Source organism: Pseudomonas sp. 382 (assembly GCF_002759075.1).
Classification (GTDB): Bacteria; Pseudomonadota; Gammaproteobacteria; order Pseudomonadales; family Pseudomonadaceae; genus Aquipseudomonas; species Aquipseudomonas vlassakiae.
The window spans coordinates 1-18,360 of the sequence record NZ_PEMX01000055.1 but is presented as its reverse complement, the minus strand read 5'-3'; the positions used below and the strand labels follow the sequence as shown (position 1 = coordinate 18,360).

Genomic DNA, 18,360 nt, shown 5'->3' with positions numbered 1-18,360 from the left:
CCGTATGCCTATCTCAAGGACGTGTTGACGCGACTGCCAACACAGCGGGCTAGCGAGATTGAGGCTTTGCTGCCGCATCAATGGGAACCGGCCTGACTTACGCAAGGTGAGTTGGGCGGACGCTTACGATGGAGCGAAGTATACCGCGAGCTAAATTCCCAGTCCGCGCAAACCGTCAGCCCACTGCCTGATACCCGGTGATGCAAAAACACGCAAACGTAATCGTCTCCTGACTCCCCCCATTAGAGTTGAAGGGCATACCCACTTGTCCTTTTAGGCTGACAGGAGAGCCAGTACCAGCACGTAAGAATGTCTGCATTAAAATGTGTAGAAATCAGTCACGACTCACCTGTAAGAGAGCGGTGAAAAGCCCGAATCTCTTGGGGTGTAGTGGAAGGACATCCGTGCAAAAAAATGTGCACGTCATTCAGCGGAATGATGGGCAGGTTTGGTTCGCTACCCCGAAATACCTGCGGCTTCAAGCAACGCGGGTAGTACCACCCCCGCACCTCCTATCAGCATTATCTCGTCCGCCCCATCTAATCCAACGTCTTCAAGGTTGATATGGATCACGGTAGCCCTCGCAGCTAGGGCCATGTTCGGAATAGCAGCTGCCGGCATGACGACGCCTGAGGTACCTACTGAAATCAACAAGTCACAGTTGCTCACAACCCGAACAGCCGACCGCCAGGCGTCTTCCGGAAGGTTCTCCCGGAACCAGACCATGCCTGGACGAAGCTTTCCATTGCATCGAGCACAACGGGGCGGCTCAATCAATTGTCCTTCTTCAGGTATTTCCAACTGTGCTGGCGATAGCTTCCCAGGCCTATGGCAGGCGAAGCACTTCACGTCCATCAGACTGCCGTGAAGGTGAAACACCGGATTGGAGCCGGCTCGTTCATGCAAGTCATCAATGTTCTGAGTGACGACGGATACGTCCCACACGGCGTTGGCTAGCTGAGAAATAGAATGGTGGGCCGGGTTGGGTTTGGCCTGGACCACCTGGTGGCGCCGCCATAGGTACCAGCTCCACACTAGAGCCGGGTTCTCTCTGAAGGCGTCCGCTGTTTCGAGACGCTCAGGATCGTGCTTCGACCAAAGCCCGGTCAACTTGTCGCGAAACGTCGGTATTCCGCTTTCAGCGGAGATGCCGGCGCCCGTGGAAAAGACAACCTTCTTGGACCTGCGCAGAGCATCCGCAGCTCTCTGCATATTGCTCATACGACATACCTCAACTCCGCGCCAACTACTCACATCCAGTAAACACTGAAAGGGGCACTCCTCCCAGTCAAAGCTCTCGCGGTTGATCGGAAAGCCAAGCGGCGGGTGCAGAGTGCCGCATACTGATATCTCGGTTTCAAAAATCCAGCTGGATATGAGCCGTCCCACCTGCAGCCGCCTATAGCCCCTTCGCGGGAGGTGCTTATGACCACTCCCTTCGCGCGCATCCAGACCAATCGCGAGACTGCCGTCGAACCGGGTACGTCGGAGAGTAAGGTGGCCTTGGTCGCTACCTTGTCGATCGAGGCCAATTCAGGTGAGACGATCGATGCGTACCTCGGTGGGTTACAGATGTACAACGATTTATTCGAGTGGAAGCTCAGCGATTATCCCCAGAAAGCGCTCGACCTCATCATCGACTGCTTTCTGCCTGCGGAATCGGTACCCCGATCCATTTTGGAGACAGGCGTTGCTGTCGGTGTAATCCGCGCCAGAGTCTTCCAAAGCGGAGACTGGATATCAGGGAAACAATGGATGCGGCTTGCATCCTCAACCGGCGGAGGGATTGACCCCGTTCAGTTGCTGGCTGAAGGGCAGATCTTCTCGCTCCGACCCGCCAAGGTGAATTACTTCCCAATCTACGGGTTGGACGGCAGCCGCGGATATAGACCACAAATTGGCCTAACCGATGTCTTGTCTGTGCTCTCAGCCAGAATGGACGAATGGTCAATGGCCGCTTGGTTCCAGACAGAAAATTCGACCCTAGGCGGTGTTGCACCGAAGGCATTACTGGGGTTCGCGCCGGACAGAGTGCTGGCCGCGGCTAAGAAAAAGCCTAGGCGGAATCGCGTCGGCAAATAGTCGTAGGCATATTGTGGACATGAATCCAGCGCAAGTAAGGGAGCTCGACGCACTTGGCCACCAACCAGTCTTGCGGTGCATCTCGCCATAGGCTTAGGCGACGCTCATAGCCTGCTGATGCATTGAGCTGTTGCCGAAGGCCGCCTCAAGGAATTCAAGATGAGCATTCAACAAGCATCCTGGAGTACCCGCAGCCGATGGCCTAGCTACAGCGATTGCTACTCGACAGTGATCAGGGCAGTTGACGCGATGTACGACGTTCGTGGCTATCTGTTGTCAGAGCTGGTGGTTCTGTGCCTGAAAAATCGAGCTGCTATTCCGTTGGCCCGACGTACCTTCTATGAAAGCTGTGTCCAGAAGGAAGCCATAGATTACCTGGAGCAATTTACAGCTCATCTGCTGTTCGGCCCAAAGGGAAGATTCTCGCCGGAGGAATACAGATATTACTCAGAGGCTTGGTCGGAATGAAAATTACCGGTCCTGTAGAAACTGAAGCTGTGATCGACGTACGTTGCGACGTCTGCGACACCTCCACGCGACTAGAAAACGGCAACCTGCAGTATGGGATGCTGCAGGCGCATTGGGGTTTCGGTGCCTATCACGACGGCCAACGCTATGAGGTGCACCTATGCGAGAGCTGCTTCTTCGCGACCATTGCCTACCTCAAGCAAGAGCGGCGTACGGTCAACCTTTTCGAGGATAATCAGCAGCAACTTGAAGGCAATTTCGGGCTAGCTGCCAAAAATGACTACTTCCGGGATGACCGCTGACTTGCAGCCTCCTGGCGTGTCATTCACTTCGGCTTTTTTGGATCTGACGATGGTAAGTGCGACTCCATGTACTGATGGAAAGCTCGCGTAAGATCTGCATCAGTAGCCTTTGGGGCTGGCGTACGCCGCCTAGCTTTAGCTGGAGTTTTCTCATCCGGCAAGGCGATGTGCTTCAGCACTGAGCGCTCCGCGGCAGTCGCCGACGAATCGAAAACTCGCTCCTGTACCCGCATATCACGGTCGGCCCGGGTGAAGCTCACCACGTTTGACTTAAACTGAGTGGGCAAATCGAACGGACACTGCAGATCCAAACGCACCTTGCGGGATCCTTTGTTAATGCTTTGCAGCTGCAGTTCTTCAACATCCGTCGCACTGCTGGTGTACCCGCTGGATCGGTAAGCAGCGTGCAAATCGTCGATCTCAATCCGAGTCCTGCCGGCAGTACGACATTCAATATAAGCGAGCTTCAGGAGCTGCGCGGCGAGCCGCTTGATACCAAAGGTGGACCGGTAGAGCTCAGCCGCAAGTTCATTAGTGCTTGCGTTGATTCGGCCGCCACTGACCCTCATACACTCGTCTACATATTCAGCCCAATTCTGACTCTTAGGGTCCTCAGGCAGCATGACACGTGGTTCGGAAAGCAGCCTCTGCTTATCCTCACTGTTCCGACGAAGCAGCTTGTGAACGAGACTGTAGTTGGAAACAAAGATCATCGGCGGCCCTATGGCTGTCATCGTCAGCAGTATGTCGGTGACTTTGGACGCGCCTGAACCGGTGTTGATGTGCTGGGTTTCATCCAGGACAACCAGGGAAACACCGTCTCGATTCGCGTGCCGGCGACACTGAATGAGCAGCTTCGCTGAATTGCCGCCGCGCCCATCGTGGTCGCTCCCGTAAACAAAATCCATGAGCAACTGCCTACCACCTGCCTTTCCGCGGGCGCTCGCATACCACAGAGAGGTCAGCTCAATGCTCCCTCCAAAAACATCACAAGTCAGTTCTACAGGGGGAGGCATAGCCCTCCGCAGAGCAGCGATCGTTTGACTCTTACCAACGCCTGCCAAGCCGGTAAGACAGATCGGCGTCACCTCCACCTCGGGTGGGCTGAATAACCCTTGAGCATAGGCTTTTTCACTGCTGAAGACCTTCAGGCTGTGTAGGTTGGCCAAACCAATCATTTCTTGAATGAAATTGAGAGAAAATTCGTTAGGAAGGTACATCTCCTTCAATCTTCCAGAGAGTAGCTCGGCAGCCACCAAGGGATGGAACGCTTCCAAATCCACTATAGGCTCTGGTCGAACAGTAACCCTTTGACGGATGCTTTCAATGTCCATAAAACCGTCGAAACGAGATTCGATGAGTCTATTCATTTCGAAACTCCTCTCAATCGGTTGTAATCGGCCGTGTCGCGCTGGGCAGCGCCGCCTTTCGAGGGCCGTCCTACTTTCCGCACGCCAGCGTCCCAATCCTCGCCAGTGTTCTGTTTGAATATATCTTCAAAATATTGCTCTTGTGCAGGGCGATCATCCCTAAGATCTGCAGCGCCGCTTCGACGTATCCGATCAATTTCCTCAAGATCGCGCAGGGAAATATCCATAATTCCAAGTGAGGTGCGCGCTGTTCTCACGAAGTCTAACTCATACAAAATCCCTTTGACTTCGATCCATATGTGCCGAACGCACATGACCAAAACAAAAACTGAAGTATTAATGACCCCGCGGCGCGCTACGAGATCAAACACACCCGTCTCGTCCAGAGCCCGAGATCTGTATTTCCGCCCATATAAATAGACGCCATCTTTTCTTATTGCAGCTGGTCGTACATCAAGGAACTGCCTTACCGCCGTATCAAATGGGACGCCGATCGAGGAGTCTCGACCGCGCTGGCTCCAGTAGCTGTAAATGTCGAGCGGGGTAGGCCGTATGCCAGCCAGAATCATCTCCTCGTCCATACGCTTTCCAGCGTCAGAGGTACGATTGTCCTTTAGTACCTGCAAAATCTCACGCTTGGCCATCTGGACAAAATCCAGTCTGCTATGAAAATAGCTCGGTTGGCCAAGCGTCTTCTTGTCCCTAGGATGAGAGGACTCGACCGTGGCCTTGGACTGCCCCGAGTGAAGTGGCGTTAGCTCTACCGATTTCAACCAGTTAATTTTTGGTTCTGGGTCGTAGCCTGCAGCTGGTCCCCTATCGAGCACAAGTCCGCCGGATAAGCCAGCACTAGGCCATTGATCGGGGCGGATCTCAACACCGAACTGTTCACAGAATTTTACCTTGTCGCATGCCATGCAGTAGATAGCCATGCGATAAGCAGCCATATTTTCCTTGCCTTCCGAGAAGCCAATACCCAGCACCATCCCGGAAAGCGCGCAAACAGCACGAACTACACAGAAGCTGTCGACAGCGCTACCTTCCGTCAGACCCGAAATCTTTTCGGAAATATAGTAGCCGTCAAACTCAATACGTTGATTAACATTAATAATGTTGTCAGAAAAACTCCCTTCCGAACCGGACTTGGCTCGTGCGCCATGCGCTCCCTTTAATGCAGCACGAAGCGACTTCGGGCTGATCATTTTGGAAATCCAATACTTAAACTGGGCAAAAGAAGGAAATGGCTTGCCTTCAGGATGTCGAAATTCCACCGTCCCATCGCGCTGATTTAATGCAACACAACCAAAGTGCTTGGTGAGGACCTCCCTGTATATTTTGTTTTGAGTTTTATAAGCGGATTGACTAGCGAGGAATCCATCCAAGATTTTTTGCTGCATGATTACGTCACAACGATGTCCGTGCCTTCTCCCCTTGCGGGAGGGACGGCCAAGCTTTTTTTTGTGACCAGGCCCATAACGATTCCAGGCTCCGATACGATGAAGGTTGGGCATTAGGGACCATTTGTTCTGCCCAAACACCACATAGGTATAAAACCAGAGTCTAACCCGGGCAGCATTCTGATGAGGTCGCAGAGCCTTAGCGTGTGCGTTGATGAATGCGTCTGGCTTATCACTGGCGAGAACCTCAGCTTGTCGTTTGATCAAGCTTGAGATAGCTGCAAAGCGATTGTTGACCTTTTGTTCATAGCTCTCTTTGTTCGAGCTCCGACGATTCTCCAGGTGGTCAATACCCATACCCTCTATAGGTTTCAGCCAAGGTGGTGCGGAATCTGCCTGGCCATCCTCCTGTAGCCATCCATTCTCAACCGCTTCTTCAAAATCTATGCGGGATAGCTGAACCAGATGCGTTTTTATCTGCTTACCATCTTCTCTGAACTCGATCAGACGAACTCGATTTCGCCCACCATCACTGGCTAGAAAGTGATAGACAGTGCCCTGCGTGAGGTTGAGAAAACCCTCCGGGGCGATGATCCGTGATCCCGCTCTCACGGTGATGACTCTTCAAAAAATGAGCTGAACTCATGAAGCAAATCGCATCCGCCAGTGACGAGCGGCCGATCAATCAGGATAGGTTCGCTAAAGTCGACGAGAAGCTTACGGTCCCAGATATCCTGATAAATCTTTGCGATGAACTGGTCGCGCAACCCCCACCGCGCACCGTATTCGATCGCTACATAGGCGACTGGAGTGCCAACCTTCACCGCATCCGCCACTTCACCACTGAAATCATCCAGCAAGGCCGTCTCAAGGGTGAAATCTAGGTCATGCATGCAATACAGAAGATCCAGGTTCGCTTGGATCGTGGGCGTTACCATATCGCGCGAAACCTCAACAGTTCGGATGCCGGCGCTGGCGTAGTAACGCCGTTCCAGCTCACCCCTGAGCTCGGCATGCTCACGATCCTCCCGTTGTTGAACAAGGGTTTTCGGCGATGTGCTTCTGCGCTCACGGAATGCTTCAGCCCGATCCTTAACTGTCCAGTTGACAGCGTAAGGTTGTCCTAGGTTATTCAGCAGGTACAGTAGAAGATCCCCTTGGTAGGGGTACGGGACTCTATGTCTGCCGCTCTCATCTTCCACTACTATCTCATAGTGCTTAAAACCGATCTCCCCCGCGATTTCTACGGTACCGCGCAGAGGCGGCGGAAAAGTCCCTTTCGTCAGCGGATGCCCTCGTAGGGGATGGCCTGCATTAATCGGCCAGAGCATTTTCTGCTCATGCATCTCAAACAAATCAGGGTGGTAGAGAGCTAATTGTGCGAACACCTTCTCTGGCCACGAAAGGAGATGAAGCGTCCGTCCCAGCCTTTGGCTGTGCAGCCGGCTGATGCGCGACCCCTTTGGCGCCTCCCGGGGAACCGCCAGCGTGGACGGTACATATTCCCCGCCCCACTCGAACCGGCTCTGCCGGCTCATGATCAGGGCAAATCTTTCCTGCGGTTTCATCCAAGCATTCCAATCTCATCATGATTTCTATGGACATGCGTGTTGGGGATAACAACAAGCATGCCCGCGAAACCCTTATCCTGCGGGCAGGTAACCGCGCGTCCAGCTGTGGATAACGCGGCGCTTCTTGTGGATGAGCGAAGCCGTGCGAGACTTGACGTCTCACATGCATGGGATAGACAATGGATGCGTCAGGCTGCTTATCTGACTTATCCACAGGGGCCCAAGGTCGCACTTGGGCCCTTGTCTAACTGACTTCTAGCTCTCTCGTTTGGCTAGCTGACATCAGAAATTCGTTCGATACATCTACCTTAGGCGTGGTCTGCGCCGGTGCGAACCCTTGCCCCCAGCGAGCCTTGATTCAGGCTTAGGTCGGACAAGGCATTCTTCGCTACGAGTTTGGTTAAAAGAATATGTTAACGCCGGCTATTCCTAGCTGACAACAAGTTTGCGCACCAATCACCTAACTCCTCACAATCCCCCAACAATCAAATTTCCGCCTATAGGGAGCGCACACAGGATTCCGGTCCCATGCCAGGTCCAGGACAATGCGTGCCGCCCACCGGCAGGGGCTCTAGGTTATTTACCTAAAATCTAAAAGAGTTTTTTTAATAACTCAAAGACCTTTCCGCGCGAACGATTTCGGGTTTATTTTGAGTTTCTTTGGGAATCACCCAAATGAACCTCACCGGCAGGCGGATTCCATTTCTTCACTGGTTACCAGACGAAAGCTTTTACAGTATCTGTAGCCGCCAACATATTTTATTGGGCAACCAATTCCCGGAAGAAACGCTGAGTTTTCTTTTTGGAGCCAGCGCCAAATCGTTCTCGCACGACCTCCCAAATAACCTCAGCTTTCTGAATGAGGGAGCAAAATCCGCTTGGGGTGATTCAGAGGAAATTATCTGTAAGCACACCATCGCGCCCCTATTCTTTCCATTCCAGTCACTTGAGCACATTGAAGATTTCAAAGAAGCAATGCGGAGCCCATCATTGGGGTCTCTCAAATATAGACTGGGATTTATAACTGGAAAGTTTGGCGGAGAGCATCCGTTGAAGGCCTGTCTGAAATGCATGAAAGCTGATCGATCAACCTTCGGGACTACGTACTGGCATCTATCCCATCAGATTCCTGGTGTAACCGTATGCCCTATACATGGTTCTTTTCTCATGGAATCGACCGAAAATAGACAGTGGTCGAGACGCTATCAGTGGCTACTTCCAGATGAAGGCTCGCTACTAACGAGCGGCCAACCTTCGATAGACCCTTCAACGCTAACAGCACTACAGACAGTGTCCGACTCTGCAGTAGTTCTGTGCAAAATGGGCACCACTGCCCACTTTGATCCGGTGACGGTTGCCCAAGTCTACAAAGAGGCTTCCAGTAAGCTGGGGACTTCGCGGAAAGCGCGCGAATCCGCTGCTGACTGCTTTGCACAATGCTGTTCAGATCTTCAACCTTATCCACCTTTTACCGCGTTAGGGTGCTCGCGGCGGTGGGCAATAGGGTTCATTTCTCAAATGGCACGCAAGCCGCGCGGTTACTGCCATCCGCTGAAGCATTTGACTTTAATTTGGTGGCTATTCGGGAAGGTAGAGTCATTCGTGGACGCCTATCAGCAGTATGCGAATGATCTGCAAGCCCTAAACAATCGGTGTGATAGCCAATTAATGCTTGGTCCAAATTTTGACGACCCTCCGTCAATAATCAAAAGACAACCAGGAGCACCAAAACCCAAAAAACTATTCAATGACTTGAAAGAAGAAATCTTGAATGCAATGGTATCTGGCCTCAGTAAGAATGAAGCTTGCTCACGTTTTAACATATCTATTAGCACAGTAAATAGGCTGCTCCGCTCAAATCCAGCCCATAACCAGCATATCATAAATAATAGCTTTCGCATTCTATGTGAAAATCAGCGGTCGGCATGGCTTTCAATTACGAACCAGCACCCGAACGTCAGCACAAACACTATCAAAAAGCTAATTCCAAATGTATATGCATGGCTGTATCGAAACGATCGGTCATGGTTGATGTTGCAGACAAAGAATCGTCCAAGCGGTCGGGGCGGAAATCATGTTGCGGTGGATTGGGAGGCCCGCGATGAAAAACTATACAGCTTGGTTAAGAAGGCCTTGGAAAATTCCACCACTGACTCGCAGATAATCCGTAAACGTGATCTGTATCAAATCGTGCCTAATCTCTTTTCTTCGCTGCAGCAGAAGTCTCACTACCCAAAGACGAGGCTGCTGGTTTTCCAAACTTTTTCCTAATAAATTTTTACTAATAGATTCGTGTGCATTCTCAAAACAAGCTCACAGTGTGAGCAGCCGATTCTTGTAAATTTCTTTCGAGAGGACACGCTTTATCTCATACGTAGATTAAATCCTTGTACTTGCAAGATAGTAAACATGAAGGCTCTAAATGCATAAGCTCGGTGCCGGCAATTTAGTTCCACGCTAAATCGGTGTGCCCAACAGTGGCCAAGCGGCTGAGAGTGGGCGCGCACATGGATCGCCCAGCAACCGGGCGTCACACCGAATCAGCAATAAACACCATGCTCAATCCTCACCAGCAATTCGCGAACCTGACGGTAGCCATCCGGTTCCAGCAGCAGGCTGCAGGGCGTACGTTTTCCTAAGCCGAGCGCAGGCAGCGTTAGCCATTCAGCCGCTAGGCGCTCATCGCCGAGAACGTAGGCCGCCTGGCCCAAAACCTGTCTTCGACGCGCCGCGAAACAGCGGTACTGGCTGCTCCAGCAATGGTGAGGTGTGGGAGAACAAGGACCGAGCAGGTCAATCGAAAGCATACTGTCTCCGCTACCATGCCAACAGAATTTAAGGCTTACCTTACTGCAAGACGTGGTCACACGCGTCAGAGCTGGATGACTGGTAGCCTAGCGGGGATTTGGGCCTGGCCACTGGAGCCCAACCGGTCGCCCCAAGTCGAGGAACGGCTGGAAGGGCAGCCTCAACCCGCTCGGGCTTCAATTGATGCCCCTTGCGGCGAGGGTAAGGTAGGTTACAGCAGGGATAAATTCTTGGTCGAGTATAATCGCGGTATGGATACCCTAAGTAACCTACTATATCGCTGCACATCCATGAGCTTGAGCCAAGACGATAATCCTCTTCTACAAAGTGATTAAATCCACCACTACGAACAATATAAGTACTCCAACATGAATCGATGGGCAACCGAGTAGGCTCTAAACCCAATAGATCATTTAAAAATTGCGCAAAGCTTCCGTAAACGATTGACACTAGTTCAAGCAGCGCGTAAGTCCGGCCGCTAGGAACAGTATATTCGCTGCTTTTGTGACCGCTCGACTCAATTTCCAATGCAATGCTATCTAAATCTTGTCTTAGCTTTTTATCCAAAACGGAGCAATCGATGCTTTTAAGTTTCTCTGTGAAAAGAAGCAAGGCCGTTTCCGCGGGAAGGTGATGCTCAATCGAGCAAATTTTTTCGAAGAACTGTGCAAGCCGCAGAGCGCGTGGATCCTCGTTCACCATAGGCTCAGCATCACCTAGGCTACGGCCGGCACAGCCCTCCCACATCACCCGACCATGGTGCCCATCGCGCGAGAAAGGCTTATCACAGAATTGGCACCAAGTGAGCAACTTTACGTCGTGCTTGGCGCAGACTGTTATAAGAGGATGGAGACGTCTCCAGTATGAGTAACCTATTCGCTGGATGTCTTCTTGCACACACAATGGGCAGTAGGATCTCGTATTAGTGAGAGAATCTATGTACTGATAATAAATGAAGCTGGTTCCGGAGTACGATAAATTTCTTTTTGTTTTTAGAACACTGCTGAAAGGGAAGGAGGTATGTAAATGCAAAAGTTTGTTGTAGCCGTAACAACCACGCCACCCCAAAAGGTCTGCAATGGAATTTACTACCCAGCCATCCCAGTGAACACAATAAAGACCTTTAAGAATATCTAACTCAGGATTTTTAAGGTCAAGGTAAAGGTTTCGTTCAACATACGAACGAAGAGATTCATCTGGTTGGATTCGCAACAGCATTTTTGGCCGGTCCAGAGCTGGAGGGGTTGGGCGAGGGGCCGTGCTCGCAGGAGCGGAGGAGAGAGGTCTCACCGGCTCCTGCGACAGTTTTAATTATCCTGAGACAGTTTTAATTCTCTAAATCCAATCGTCTGTTGCCGATTAATAAACTTTGTCACAAAGTCTCTTGCATTTCGCGGCCTAGCGAGGAGGCTGCTTCTAGGGAAGCAAAAATAAAGGTTGTCACAAAGCATAATTTTTCAAAATTTCTCGGGCTTTTTCGTTTAATAAAGGTTGTCACAACAATAAAGGTTGTCACAGCCAAGGTTCAGCCAGAGAAAAATTACAGGAAGGACCCCGTGCTAAAACCCCAAAAAAATTATGATGGTATCTTTTAGGGGCGTGGTAACCGGTGCGAGCGCACCTGGCTGGGAGGCCCCTACAAATCGTTGGGTTGGGCATGGATTTCTCTGAGCTACATCTGGAGGGGTTGCTGCTTTTCCGAGCGCAGACGCGCCAACCAGACTGACTGTTTTCCGCTACCAGGCAGGTTTAAAACCGTCCAAGGATACGCCTGTATCCTCACTCATGAAGTCGCTCAATCATGACGGGTCAACCCAGGGCTCGCCATCTTCCGGGCGCCGCAGGACTCAGTGAAGTTCGTGGAGGCGAGTTCCCTGAGGTGACACCGAGTTCATGTCGCCAAGCTCCTTCACCATATAAACCGCAGACGTCGGGCAGAGGCTGTTGAATTCCTCCGAACTGGAAATTTCCTTTGGGGCTTGGGATCGGTTTCTCTGCTCATATCCCCGAGCCTCGAAGAAGTCGGGTGCTGTGGTGGTCAGCAGATGAAGGCTTTGGGCTCCGTCAGCTCCCGCTATTCGCTCAAGTGCTCTGAGCAGCAGCGTACCGATCCCTGACTTTCGCTGGGCCGGTACGACAACCAGTGAGCGAATAAGACGAGTCCGACCGCTTCCTTCAATGCCCCCGTATCCCAGCTCCGTTTCTCCCCGGTGAAAGGAATAGAACATTCGACCGGGCTGCAAAAGGTCTTGGGTCGGCAAGCCCGCAGCAGTCAGATGCGCAGCTAGGCCTAGGATTTGATCGGTACCAAGCAATCGGACAGAGATATCAGACTGGTTCATTGGCGACTCTGGGGGTGGTATCGACGCCCAGTATAGGACCCAGAGCGCGGGCTTTTTCCAGTTTTATGACGTCCCGTAACGCGAGGCGATTGTAAATATCTGCTTTACCGCATATTCGAATAGTCATATATTCGTATTTCCAGATATTGGCCGTACACGCATTCCCCAGGAGGTCCCATGCGGGAAACACTAACTCCCCCCATCGTTTTCAAATGCCTGGCTGATGACACCCGGGCCCGTATGACCCTGCTGATCGCCCGTGAAGGCGAACTCTGTGTCTGCGAACTTACCCACGCGCTGGAGTTGAGCCAGCCGAAGATCTCCCGGCATCTGGCCCAGTTGCGCGAGGCTGGAATCCTGATGGATCGCCGCAAGGGTCAGTGGGTGTACTACCGACTGCACCCCGAACTGCCGCAGTGGGTTGACGCGATGCTGAAGGGAGTGGTCGATGCCAACCAGGAATGGTTGAGCCCCGATGCATTGCGCCTTGCCGAAATGGGCGAGCGGCCGCAGAGCCCTGTTGCTTGTGCTTGAGACTTCCCTTCACTGATTGAGTTGTAGTCATGCTGATCGCATTTTTGATTTTCCTGGTGACGATCGTTTTCGTCATCTGGCAGCCCAAAGGCCTGGGCGTGGGCTGGAGCGCCGCACTGGGGGCCGTCGTGGCGCTGCTGGCGGGCGTCGTGAGCCTGTCCGATATCCCCGTGGTCTGGCAGATCGTTTGGAACGCTACCGCCACTTTCATTGCCGTCATCATCATCAGCCTGCTGCTGGATGAGGCGGGGTTCTTCGAGTGGGCGGCATTGCACGTGGCCCGCTGGGGCAATGGCAGCAGCCGCAAGCTGTTCGCCTTCATCATCCTGCTGGGCGCCGCCGTCTCGGCGCTGTTCGCTAACGACGGTGCGGCACTGATCCTGACCCCGATCGTCATCGCCATGCTGCTGGCCCTGCGCTTCTCCCCGGCGGCGACGCTGGCATTCGTCATGGCGGCGGGCTTCATCGCCGATACCGCGAGCTTGCCGCTGGTGGTGTCCAACCTGGTGAACATCGTTTCCGCCGACTACTTTGGCATTGGCTTCAGCGAGTACGCCTCGGTCATGGTGCCGGTGAACCTGGTCAGCATCGCCGCCACTCTTGGAATGCTGCTGTGGTTCTTCCGCAAGGACCTGCCGCGTACCTATGAACTCGACCAACTGAAGGCTCCCGAGGCCGCTATCCGCGACAAGGCGACGTTCGTTGCCGGCTGGTGGGTGCTTGCGCTGTTGCTGGTCGGCTTCTTCGCCATCGAGCCGCTGGGCGTTCCGATCAGCGCCATCGCTGCTGCCTGTGCGCTGATCCTCTACCTGATCGCCGCGCGCGGGCACGTGATTTCTACCCGCAAGGTGCTCAAGGACGCGCCTTGGCAGGTCGTGGTGTTCTCGCTTGGCATGTACCTCGTGGTCTATGGCCTGCGTAACGCCGGCCTCACCGACTACCTGACGCAGATCCTCAATGTTTTCGCCGGCTACGGGATCTGGGGCGCATCCCTCGGGACGGGGCTGCTCGCCGCTGGCCTGTCGTCGGTCATGAACAACATGCCCACTGTGCTGGTAGGCGCCCTGTCGATCCATTCCGCCGAGGCCACCGGCATCGTGCGCGAGGCCATGATCTACGCCAACGTCATCGGCTGTGACCTTGGTCCGAAAATCACCCCAATCGGCAGCCTGGCCACCTTGCTGTGGCTGCACGTGCTGGCCCGCAAGAACATCGTCATCACCTGGGGTTACTACTTCCGCACCGGCATCGTTCTGACGCTGCCGATCCTGCTTGCCACCTTGGCCGCATTGGCCATCCGCCTGAGCTTTTGAACCGGAGATACCTGATGAAAGTCTTGTTCATGTGCACCCACAACAGCTGCCGCAGCATCCTGTCCGAGGCGCTGTTCAATCACCTGGCCCCCGAGGGTATGGAAGCTGTGAGTTCTGGCAGCTTCCCAAGCGGCAAGGTCAATGAGCGGGCACTGAAAACCTTGGAAGCCGCCGGTATCCCCACCGCTGGTCTTTCAAGCAAGGCCTCGGACGCCTTCGAAAGTTCTCCCCCCGACATCGTTGTCACCGTGTGCGACCGCGCTGCCGGCGAAGCTTGCCCGATCTTCTTCGGTCCATCGCTCAAAGCCCACTGGGGCTTGGCCGACCCTTCGGCGGTCACCGGGAGTGAGGCAGAAATCGAAGAAGCCTTCCAAACCACACTTGCGAAGATCGATGAGCGCGTGCGCGCCTTCATTGCGCTGCCTCTCTCGCAACTGAGCCAGGACCAACTGAAAGCCGAACTTGCCCGCATCGGCGCGCTGTAGGCCCTGGATCAATGGAGACCGAAATGAACGACCACCTGCCAAATGTCCAACCAGAACTGATTGATCTGCCGTCGCTGGAGCGGCTGGCGCCGAAGGATCCTTCCACACACAAACCGCGCATCCTGCTGCTGTACGGATCGACCCGCGAACGCTCATTCAGCCGCTTGATGGTTCAGGAAGCTGCGCGCCTGCTGGAAGAGTTCGGCGCCGAAACCCGTATTTTCGACCCTTCCGGCCTGCCACTGCCGGATGACGCTCCGGACACCCACGAGAAGGTGCTGGAACTCCGCGAGCTGATGCAGTGGTCCGAAGGCCAGGTGTGGTGCTCGCCCGAGCGTCACGGCTCAATGAGTGCTGTCTTCAAGGCGCAGATCGATTGGGTACCGCTGGCCATGGGCGCCGTTCGCCCAACCCAGGGCAAGACCCTCGCCGTGATGCAGGTGTGTGGAGGCTCGCAGTCTTTTAACGTGGTGAACCAATTGCGCGTGCTTGGCCGCTGGATGCGTATGTTTACCATCCCGAACCAGTCGTCGGTGCCGAAAGCCTTCCTGGAGTTCGATGAAGCCGGGCGCATGAAGCCGTCTTCTTTCTACGATCGACTGGTCGACGTGATGGAGGAACTGACCAAGTTCACGCTCCTGCTGCGTGATCGCCAGGATTATTTGGTAGACCGCTACTCCGAGCGCAAAGAGTCGGCGGAAGAACTATCCAAGCGAGTCAATATTCGGTCTATCTGAGGTCATGAGCATGTCGCATCCTTACTCATTGAAATCGTTGCCCCATGCTCCGGGTGTGCTGATTTTTACGCCTTGTCCGGGCACCCAGACCAGCGGTCTCGCTGAAAGCCTGGATACGCTCAAGAAGGCCGGTGCCGTGGCGCTGGTTACGCTGATGTCGGACGCAGAGCTTCAGGAAAACGGAGTTGCCCAGCTTGGCGTCGCGGCCAAGCAGCATGGGTTGGAGTGGTACCAACTGCCGATCAAGGATGATCATGCTCCGGATAAAAACTTCGAGGTCGGGCTGGGAGAGATCCGCCACCAGTTGAACGCTTTGCTCGCATCCAACAAGGCCCTGGCCATCCACTGCAAGGGCGGCTCCGGCCGCACCGGGCTGTTCGCTGCCCGTCTGCTGATCGAGTCCGGAATGCCGCGCCGCGTGGCGATTGCATGGGTGCAGGATCTTCGCCCACGGGCGATTCAGAAGCCTGCGCACATCAACTACATCAACCAGTTCGGCGAAGACTGAGCGCTCCAGCCAGAAAGGAGAAACCATGGTCACCGAAGGCGAACTACTCGATGTCATCGTGATTGGCGGCGGGCAGTCCGCGCTGACGGTGGCTTATTTTCTCAAGCGAGCCAAGCTGTCGTTCCTGTTGCTCGATGCCGAAGCGGCTGCGGGCGGGGCTTGGCGCCATGGCTGGGACTCGCTGACGCTGTTCTCGCCCTCCGCTTGGAGCTCCATCGCGGGCTGGCCGATGCCGCCAGTCACCGAAGGTAATCCTGATAGGGATCACGTGGTCAGCTACCTGGAGCAGTACGAGGCGCGCTACGGGTTTCCTATCGTTCGCCCCGTCAGCATCACGGCGGTGGAGCGGACCGCACGTGCTCTTCGTGTGCGCTCGAAGGACCGCGACTGGGAGGCTCGTGCCGTCATCAGCGCAACGGGGACCTGGAGCAACCCCTATGTTCCGGCCTATCCGGGGATAAAGCTGTTCCAGGGGCAGCAGATTCACTCCGCCCAGTACCAGTCACCAGAGGCTTTCCAAGGAAAACGCGTGCTGGTCGTTGGTGGTGGCAACTCGGGGGCGCAAATCTACGCGGAGCTGTCCGAGATCGCCGACGCAACGTGGGTAACCACGGAGGAACCGGCGTTTCTGCCTGATGACGTGGATGGCCGGGTGCTGTTCGAACGGGCTACCGAGCGCCTCAAGGCTCAACAGGAGGGCCGTGTTATCGACGCACAGGTCGGTGGGCTTGGTGATATCGTCATGGTGCCCTCAGTAGTCCGGGCTCGCGAGCGCGGGGCCCTTCGTGCTGTAAGGCCTTTCACCTCATTCACGTCGGATGGGGTCGTCTGGCCCAACGGTGAGAAAACCCAGGTCGATGCGGTGGTCTGGTGTACTGGATTCCGGCCGGCGCTGGATCACCTTAAGGCACTGGACGTGCTGGATGACTACGGAAAGGTCGAGGTTGATGGGGGGCGTTCTATTCGCGAGCCGCGCCTCTGGCTGGTCGGATATGGCGACTGGACCGGCCTGGCCTCGGCGACGTTGATCGGCGTCACCCGTACCGCGCGCAGCACGGTCAACGAAGTAGTTGAACATCTGAACAGCTTGGAGCAGCCGGATGCATAGCGGAATCGATATTCGTGTCGCCAGACCAGAGGATGCAGAAGAGATCCAGATCATCTACGCGCCCATCGTGCTCAACACGGCTATCTCATTCGAAGAGGCAGTGCCTAGCGTGGAGCAAATGCGTGAGCGGATCTCCACGACGCTGCGAACCTACCCGTATCTGGTGGCTGTGCGAGAAGGACGAGTAGTCGGCTATGCCTACGCCAGTCAGCACCGCGCGCGTGCGGCGTACCGGTGGGCGGTGGATGTGACGGTGTATGTCGCTGAAGGGCAACGCCGCAGCGGGATTGCTCGCCAACTCTATGACGTGCTGCTGCCGGTTCTGAAGCGTCTGGGATATCGCTCGGCGTATGCCGGCATCGCCTTGCCGAATGAAGGCAGCGTCGGGCTGCACGAGCGACTCGGCTTCCAGCACATCGGTACGTTTCCACAGGTCGGATTCAAGCTCGGTGCTTGGCATGATGTGGGGTATTGGCGGTTTGACTTCGGTTACGAAGGCCTTCCCCCTAAGGCTCCAGTAAGCTTCATAACCTATCGAAGCATCAAAGGTGCGCCATTCAACGAAAGATAGCGTAGCTGCGCTTGACCCTCTACCCGCTATAGGGTTTGTAATCGTCTATGAGAACCTCAAGTAGGATGCAAACCATGAGCGGTTGTACTTGCAGCTGTGGGCCCGACTCAGTCAACGCTGGAGCAGCAGCAGCGCCTTCGAACGACGAAACCTGGGTTAGCACTTTTTCAGTGCCTGAGATGGATTGCATTTCCGAAGAAGGGATCATTCGAATGGCACTGAGTGACCTACCTGGGCTCAACTCGTTGTCCTTTGATTTGATGAACAGGCGGGTGCACGTTTTCCATCACGGGTCGGTTGATCAGATTGCTGCAAAGCTGGGCTCGCTTGGAATGGCTGCACAACTGATTGATACACACCCGGCCAGCGAAGAGCCCGCTTCTGACATCTGTGCCACTGAGGAGCTAGACGCCAAGAGGGAGGCCAAGACCCTAAAGAGCTTATTGGCTATCAATGCCGCTATGTTTTTGACTGAAATGATCGCTGGCTTGGTAGCTCATTCAGCAGGGCTCATAGCCGACTCGCTAGACATGTTCGCCGATGCAGCCGTCTATGGCCTGGCTCTCTACGCCGTGGGCCACAGCGCTCGGTTGCAGGTGCGTGCTGCACACATGGCTGGTTTTTTTCAAATCGTACTTGTAGTGGTCTAATGAAACCGGACACTCATTTAGGCGAGAATGCTCGCCCCAAAGAGGTGTCTGATGACCAAGCAACGCCGTACCTTTACCCCTGAGTTCAAGCGCGAAGCAGCCTGTCTGGTGCTC

The 18,360-nt window shown here is 54.4% G+C and carries 20 protein-coding genes; 13 read left to right on the top strand and 7 right to left on the bottom strand.

Translation table 11 applies throughout. The annotated features are described in order from the left end of the window. Positions 1–96 (top strand): transposase domain-containing protein (locus CQW31_RS29385; RefSeq protein WP_143524198.1); only part of this gene is annotated, 96 nt, incomplete at its 5' end. Between the two features lie 360 nt (positions 97–456). Here CQW31_RS29385 and CQW31_RS29380 read toward each other — a convergent pair. Further along, positions 457–1,221, bottom strand: a complete 765-nt coding sequence (locus tag CQW31_RS29380) for an NAD-dependent deacylase (protein WP_099816041.1) — start codon at positions 1,219–1,221, stop codon at positions 457–459. Between the two features lie 204 nt (positions 1,222–1,425). On the opposite strand from CQW31_RS29380, the gene CQW31_RS29375 reads away from it, so the two are divergent. From CQW31_RS29375 to CQW31_RS29365, 3 genes are all read left to right on the top strand, one after another. Further along, positions 1,426–2,082, top strand: coding sequence for a hypothetical protein (locus CQW31_RS29375; protein ID WP_099816040.1), 657 nt, complete (start codon positions 1,426–1,428; stop codon positions 2,080–2,082). 159 nt (positions 2,083–2,241) lie between these two features. Continuing rightward, positions 2,242–2,550: a hypothetical protein gene (locus CQW31_RS29370; RefSeq protein ID WP_099816039.1), complete on the top strand. Its 309-nt coding sequence runs from the start codon at positions 2,242–2,244 to the stop codon at positions 2,548–2,550. Beyond that, a complete protein-coding gene (locus tag CQW31_RS29365; RefSeq protein WP_099816038.1) occupies positions 2,547–2,852 on the top strand; it encodes a hypothetical protein in 306 nt (101 codons plus the stop codon). Before CQW31_RS29370 ends, CQW31_RS29365 begins: the two co-directional genes overlap by 4 nt. A 23-nt stretch (positions 2,853–2,875) precedes the next feature. Here CQW31_RS29365 and CQW31_RS29360 read toward each other — a convergent pair whose 3' ends face one another. The 3 genes from CQW31_RS29360 to CQW31_RS29350 are packed head-to-tail and all read right to left on the bottom strand — an operon-like array spanning position 2,876 to position 7,187. Next, a complete protein-coding gene (locus CQW31_RS29360) occupies positions 2,876–4,222 on the bottom strand; it encodes an AAA family ATPase (protein WP_099816037.1) in 1,347 nt (448 codons plus the stop codon). Then, positions 4,219–6,231, bottom strand: a complete 2,013-nt coding sequence (locus CQW31_RS31910; protein ID WP_099816036.1) for a transposase — start codon at positions 6,229–6,231, stop codon at positions 4,219–4,221. Before CQW31_RS31910 ends, CQW31_RS29360 begins: the two co-directional genes overlap by 4 nt. Then, on the bottom strand, positions 6,228–7,187 hold the full coding sequence (locus CQW31_RS29350; protein WP_099816035.1) for a transposase: 960 nt from the start codon (positions 7,185–7,187) through the stop codon (positions 6,228–6,230). Before CQW31_RS29350 ends, CQW31_RS31910 begins: the two co-directional genes overlap by 4 nt. Before the next feature lie 678 nt (positions 7,188–7,865). On the opposite strand from CQW31_RS29350, the gene CQW31_RS29345 reads away from it, so the two are divergent. Then, on the top strand, positions 7,866–9,461 hold the full coding sequence (locus CQW31_RS29345) for a TnsD family Tn7-like transposition protein (protein WP_099816034.1): 1,596 nt from the start codon (positions 7,866–7,868) through the stop codon (positions 9,459–9,461). Between the two features lie 269 nt (positions 9,462–9,730). Here CQW31_RS29345 and CQW31_RS29340 read toward each other — a convergent pair whose 3' ends face one another. From CQW31_RS29340 to arsN2, 3 genes are all read right to left on the bottom strand, one after another. Then, a complete protein-coding gene (locus tag CQW31_RS29340) occupies positions 9,731–9,997 on the bottom strand; it encodes an MbcA/ParS/Xre antitoxin family protein (protein WP_099816033.1) in 267 nt (88 codons plus the stop codon). Between the two features lie 40 nt (positions 9,998–10,037). Continuing rightward, positions 10,038–11,216, bottom strand: coding sequence for a TniQ family protein (locus CQW31_RS32320; RefSeq protein ID WP_371858399.1), 1,179 nt, complete (start codon positions 11,214–11,216; stop codon positions 10,038–10,040). 629 nt (positions 11,217–11,845) lie between these two features. Then, on the bottom strand, positions 11,846–12,340 hold the full coding sequence (gene arsN2, locus CQW31_RS32315) for an arsenic resistance N-acetyltransferase ArsN2 (protein ID WP_054884811.1): 495 nt from the start codon (positions 12,338–12,340) through the stop codon (positions 11,846–11,848). Between the two features lie 177 nt (positions 12,341–12,517). Between arsN2 and CQW31_RS29330 the strand changes: the two genes are divergently transcribed. The 8 genes from CQW31_RS29330 (at position 12,518) to CQW31_RS29295 (ending at position 18,246) form a co-directional block, all read left to right on the top strand. Next, positions 12,518–12,874 carry a metalloregulator ArsR/SmtB family transcription factor gene (locus CQW31_RS29330; RefSeq protein ID WP_049695271.1) on the top strand — a complete coding sequence of 119 codons (357 nt, stop codon included), beginning with the start codon at positions 12,518–12,520 and terminating at the stop codon, positions 12,872–12,874. Positions 12,875–12,903: 29 nt separating this feature from the next. Further along, positions 12,904–14,187 carry an arsenic transporter gene (locus CQW31_RS29325; RefSeq protein ID WP_054884812.1) on the top strand — a complete coding sequence of 428 codons (1,284 nt, stop codon included), beginning with the start codon at positions 12,904–12,906 and terminating at the stop codon, positions 14,185–14,187. A 14-nt stretch (positions 14,188–14,201) separates the two neighbouring features. Further along, the gene (locus CQW31_RS29320; RefSeq protein ID WP_054884813.1) at positions 14,202–14,672 is read left to right on the top strand and encodes an arsenate reductase ArsC; all 471 of its coding nucleotides are present in this window, start codon (positions 14,202–14,204) and stop codon (positions 14,670–14,672) included. A 23-nt stretch (positions 14,673–14,695) separates the two neighbouring features. Next, on the top strand, positions 14,696–15,409 hold the full coding sequence (gene arsH / locus CQW31_RS29315; protein ID WP_054884814.1) for an arsenical resistance protein ArsH: 714 nt from the start codon (positions 14,696–14,698) through the stop codon (positions 15,407–15,409). Between the two features lie 4 nt (positions 15,410–15,413). Next, positions 15,414–15,917, top strand: coding sequence for a dual specificity protein phosphatase family protein (locus CQW31_RS29310; RefSeq protein ID WP_082433511.1), 504 nt, complete (start codon positions 15,414–15,416; stop codon positions 15,915–15,917). Between the two features lie 25 nt (positions 15,918–15,942). Then, positions 15,943–17,025, top strand: coding sequence for an ArsO family NAD(P)H-dependent flavin-containing monooxygenase (locus CQW31_RS29305; RefSeq protein ID WP_054884815.1), 1,083 nt, complete (start codon positions 15,943–15,945; stop codon positions 17,023–17,025). Next, positions 17,018–17,596: an arsinothricin resistance N-acetyltransferase ArsN1 family B gene (locus tag CQW31_RS29300; RefSeq protein WP_054884816.1), complete on the top strand. Its 579-nt coding sequence runs from the start codon at positions 17,018–17,020 to the stop codon at positions 17,594–17,596. Before CQW31_RS29305 ends, CQW31_RS29300 begins: the two co-directional genes overlap by 8 nt. 212 nt (positions 17,597–17,808) lie before the next feature. Next, positions 17,809–18,246: a cation transporter gene (locus tag CQW31_RS29295; RefSeq protein WP_178075597.1), complete on the top strand. Its 438-nt coding sequence runs from the start codon at positions 17,809–17,811 to the stop codon at positions 18,244–18,246. Positions 18,247–18,360 lie beyond the last annotated feature (114 nt).